At 59.9% G+C, this 3,679-nt stretch carries 4 protein-coding genes; 3 read left to right on the top strand and 1 reads right to left on the bottom strand.

The features are described 5' to 3' along the window. Window positions 1–189 precede the first annotated feature (189 nt). Entirely contained in the window at window positions 190–1,023 is an 834-nt protein-coding gene (locus H0V34_14960) for an alpha/beta fold hydrolase (protein MBA2492921.1), read from the top strand. Between the two features lie 139 nt (window positions 1,024–1,162). Next, window positions 1,163–2,047, top strand: coding sequence for an alpha/beta hydrolase (locus H0V34_14955; protein MBA2492920.1), 885 nt, complete (start codon window positions 1,163–1,165; stop codon window positions 2,045–2,047). Window positions 2,048–2,105: 58 nt separating this feature from the next. On the opposite strand, the gene H0V34_14950 is transcribed toward H0V34_14955, so the two are convergent. Further along, window positions 2,106–2,312 (bottom strand): hypothetical protein, encoded by a 207-nt coding sequence (locus H0V34_14950; GenBank protein MBA2492919.1) that lies wholly within the window; start codon window positions 2,310–2,312, stop codon window positions 2,106–2,108. A 270-nt stretch (window positions 2,313–2,582) separates the two neighbouring features. Here H0V34_14950 and H0V34_14945 point away from each other — a divergent pair, with 270 nt between their 5' ends. After that, the gene (locus tag H0V34_14945; protein MBA2492918.1) at window positions 2,583–3,536 is read left to right on the top strand and encodes a TIR domain-containing protein; all 954 of its coding nucleotides are present in this window, start codon (window positions 2,583–2,585) and stop codon (window positions 3,534–3,536) included. Window positions 3,537–3,679: the final 143 nt, after the last annotated feature.

The raw sequence follows: 3,679 nt of genomic DNA, 5'->3' as shown, positions 1-3,679 counted from the left end.
CGTCCGGAAACTAGGCCTGGAACTCCGACCACATGGCCGGGTAGTGTTGGCCCGCTCGGAGATCGATATCGTACGCCATAGCCACAACATGTTGAGTATACTACAGCTAAGTGGAGACCCCCTTTTAATTTAACCATGAACACACCTTGGTCACAACGACCGGTCCGGGCGGCGAGCGAGCGGCCCACGGTGATCGGCCTGCACGCCGTTGCCGGTTCTCCGGAGCAATGGCGGCCGCTCGCCGAGCGCCTGCACCTCGGCTACCGCGTGCTGGCGCCCGATCTCCACGGTTATGCCGCGGGCCGCGCCTCGGGCGCGCAGCCGCCACTGTCCCTGGATGCCGAGGCGGCGCGGATCGAGCCCCTGCTCGATGCCTTTCCCGGCCCGGTGTACCTCGTGGGCCAGGACTATGGGGCGGCGGTGGCCCTGAAGCTCGCACACAGGCGCCGCGAGCGCATCGGGGGACTCGTGTTGTACGAACCGACGCACTTCGGACTCCTGCTCGCGGACCCGGGGTCCCGGTCTGCCGCCCTGGGCATCGCGGTCCTACGGCGCGTGCTCGGGCGCTATCTCGAGGCGGGCGATTGGTTCCGAGGCGCTCTGCGCTATGTGGACCACCACTCGGGCCCTGACGCCTGGCAGGGCCTTTCCACCCGGGAGCGGGCGGGGATCGCCCGGCGCATGCCGGAGCTATGCGCGCAGCTCGACGCCCAATTCGCGGATCCGACGCCGCTCGCCGGGTACGCCCGAATCGACGTACCGGTATCGCTCCTGACCGCGGCCCGCGCGCGCCCCGCCAGCGAGCGCATCGCTCAGCTACTCGCGGGCACCTTGCCTCGCGCCGAGTGGCGCCGCGTTGACCCGGACGCGCGCCCCGAGGCGGTCGACCGCGAGATCGAGGGGTTCCTCGCGCAACAGCAAGCGAGCTGGCACCGCGATCCGGAGCCGACGGCGGCGTTCGGGCGGCCGGTATTCCGGTGTCCCGGTCACCTACGCGAACGCGCCGAGGCGGTATCGCTGTGAGGCCCTCGCCCAGTTCTGCGGGGGTAAAATGGGTACAGACCACGGCTTCCGATTCGGCGAACACAGAATAATCGTGCTCTGTCCCCGGTATATTCCCGCAAGAGGAGAGGAGATGAATCTAAAACGAGCGTGGATTCAAATGGCCTTTCTGGCTATTTTGTGCTTTAATTGCCCAGCACCTTCCGCCCAACTCTTAAAGCCACAGGATGTCAATGAACTGCCTGCGGCCCCCGCTGACCACAGGATTCGTTACGGCAGCGACCCTATCCAATTTGCCGATCTGCGCTTACCAAAAGGAAAAGGCCCCTTCCCCATTGCAGTCGTGATTCACGGCGGTTGTTGGATGAAGTTTGCTGATCTACAGAACACAGCTCCACTGTCCGATGCGCTCAGACACGCCGGCATTGCAACCTGGAATATCGAATACCGCCGAGTTGACAATACAGGTGGAGGATGGCCGGGCACATTTAATGACGTTGCTGCCGCGGCAGATCACCTGAAAACGATAGCGAAGACATATGAACTTGATCTTACTCAAGTTATAGTCATCGGCCATTCCGCGGGCGGACATCTGGCATTATGGCTGGCAGCTCGACACCGCCTTCCTAAGAACAGTCCTCTCTTCGTTGAGAAACCATTACGCATCCGAGGTGCCGTCAATCTAGCAGGGCCGGCGAACCTACGCAGCTTTCCGCCGGCGCACCAGAAGCAGGTATGCGGCGATGTTCCGATTACTAAACTTGTAGGCGGGCTGCCAAGTGAATTGCCGCAAAGGTATCACGATGCTTCGCCCACTGAATTGCTGCCGCTCGGGGTCAAACAGATATTGATTACAGGTACAAAAGATTCATTAGTGCCACCAAAATACGGTAAGGAATATGAGGCCGCAGCACAAGAGACCGGCGACGAGACAGAAATGATAGAGATAGAAAATGCTGGGCATTTCGAAGTGATTGCGCCCAACTCAACTGCATGGCCTACTGTAGAGCGGGCGGTGCAGTCTCTAGTGAAGCCAACGAGGTAAGATCATCAGCTCCGCCCCCAGCCGCGCACCCACGCCCCGAGGGGGACTGTCAAGCGTTTTAAGGCGTCGCGGCGATCGAGCTGAGTATTATAGCCGTTGATGTGGCGATCAGGCGCGATAGCTTGGCTCGCCGGGCCTTGAGGACCTTGTGGAATTGATTGCCCATGAGCCTGTAGGCCAGAGCCTGGCGTAAGAGCGCGCAACCGCAAGACCCCTCTTCGACCACCGCCACGAACAACTCGCGGTGGTGGTCGTCTTCGAACATCGGGCCCTCCCTCGCCCGAGACGCCAAACCCCCGAAACATGGCGCCTCGAGCCAATGAATGGCCCGAAAAGTCTCCGATCCCAGGCCGAGGGCTCGCCTGTTTGACACCTCACGAGCCCATCCGTACACTTCCCGGTAGCCAAAAAGGGCGTTATTCTTTCTATACGCAAGGTCTGCTTTCGATAGGCTATCCTGAGCTGGATCCTAAGCTAACCAAAGATACCTTGTTGGACGCTTCTTGGTATCAATTCCGACATTAGCAGAAGATAAATGCCCAGCCTATTTTTGAGTTATGCGCGCGCGGACCTCGAGCCTGTGTTGGGCATTGAGCGAGGATTACGTGCGGATCACGTTTCCGTCTGGCGGGATCAAGACAAGCTCTATGGTGGCCAGCGCTGGCCCAAGGCCCTGGGCGAGGCCGTTGCGGCTCAGGATTACCTACTCCTCTGTTGGTCGAAAAGCGCGGCGGCCTCCACCTATGTAGAACTGGAATGGTGCACGGCCCTGGCCCTCAAGAAGAGCATCATCCCTTGCCTGCTCGATGACGTACCTCTGCCGCCTTCGTTGCGTTCGATTCAAGGGATTCGGGTGGACACACCGGCCCAATGCATCCCTTCGATCTTGGCCGCGCTACAAGAGAGACCAGTTGCAACCGACCCTGCCCGCAGCGCCGAGGTGATCGGCGGCTTGGCCCAGATCACTGCGAGGGAACCCAACGAGGTCCTGAAGACGGTCAAGGCCACCTTCGAGCAACACCACTGGATGGTCCAAGGCAGCGTCTACTATCAGGCGGCGGGCGATATCATTATCAACCAACCCGCCACCGCCCCTAAAGCTAAAAAGCCGCTCCTGGAGAAGTGGCAGACGTGGCTCGCGTTGGCCATTGCCGTCCTCACGGTAGTGACCATGGTGTTGGAGTTACCTTCGAAGATGGGGGTATTATTCCGAGAAGAAACCACCCCCGAGAGCAAAGTGCTTGAACAGACCTTGGCCGGTTCGGCGCGTAACGAGACGGGCGACCCGCTCGCTGAAGTTCAAGTCGCCCTGCCCAAATTGGGTCTTACAACCACTACCGATCGGCTTGGTGAATTCTCCTTCCGTGTGAAGGATAGGAAACAGCGAGAGGTACTCCTCATGGCCCAGAAGCCCGGCTTTGAGACCTACGAGACCTACGCCACGCTGGGCAATACCCAACTCGGCTTTGCGATGCGGAGGAAGCCATGAGACCCAATGTCTCAAATGTAGGGTGGGTTCATAGGTTATGTAGTTAAGGAATGCCGAATATTGGCTCCAGACCGAACTGCAAGCGCCCGCGTTTCCGATCGCGCTTAGGGTGTGCGCGTTTGGCGTTGCCGGCGAGATAATCG

It is taken from the genome of Gammaproteobacteria bacterium (genome assembly GCA_013696315.1).
Lineage (GTDB): Bacteria > Pseudomonadota > Gammaproteobacteria > JACCYU01 > JACCYU01 > JACCYU01.
This window is presented reverse-complemented; position numbering and strand designations above follow the sequence as displayed.

Bases quoted from the DNA above. Each gene is read 5' to 3' on its own strand.
- H0V34_14955 (MBA2492920.1), top strand. From the start codon at position 1,163: ATGGCCTTTCTGGCTATTTTGTGCTTTAATTGCCCAGCACCTTCCGCC.
- H0V34_14950 (MBA2492919.1), bottom strand. From the start codon at position 2,312: ATGTTCGAAGACGACCACCACCGCGAGTTGTTCGTGGCGGTGGTCGAA.
- H0V34_14945 (MBA2492918.1), top strand. From the start codon at position 2,583: ATGCCCAGCCTATTTTTGAGTTATGCGCGCGCGGACCTCGAGCCTGTG.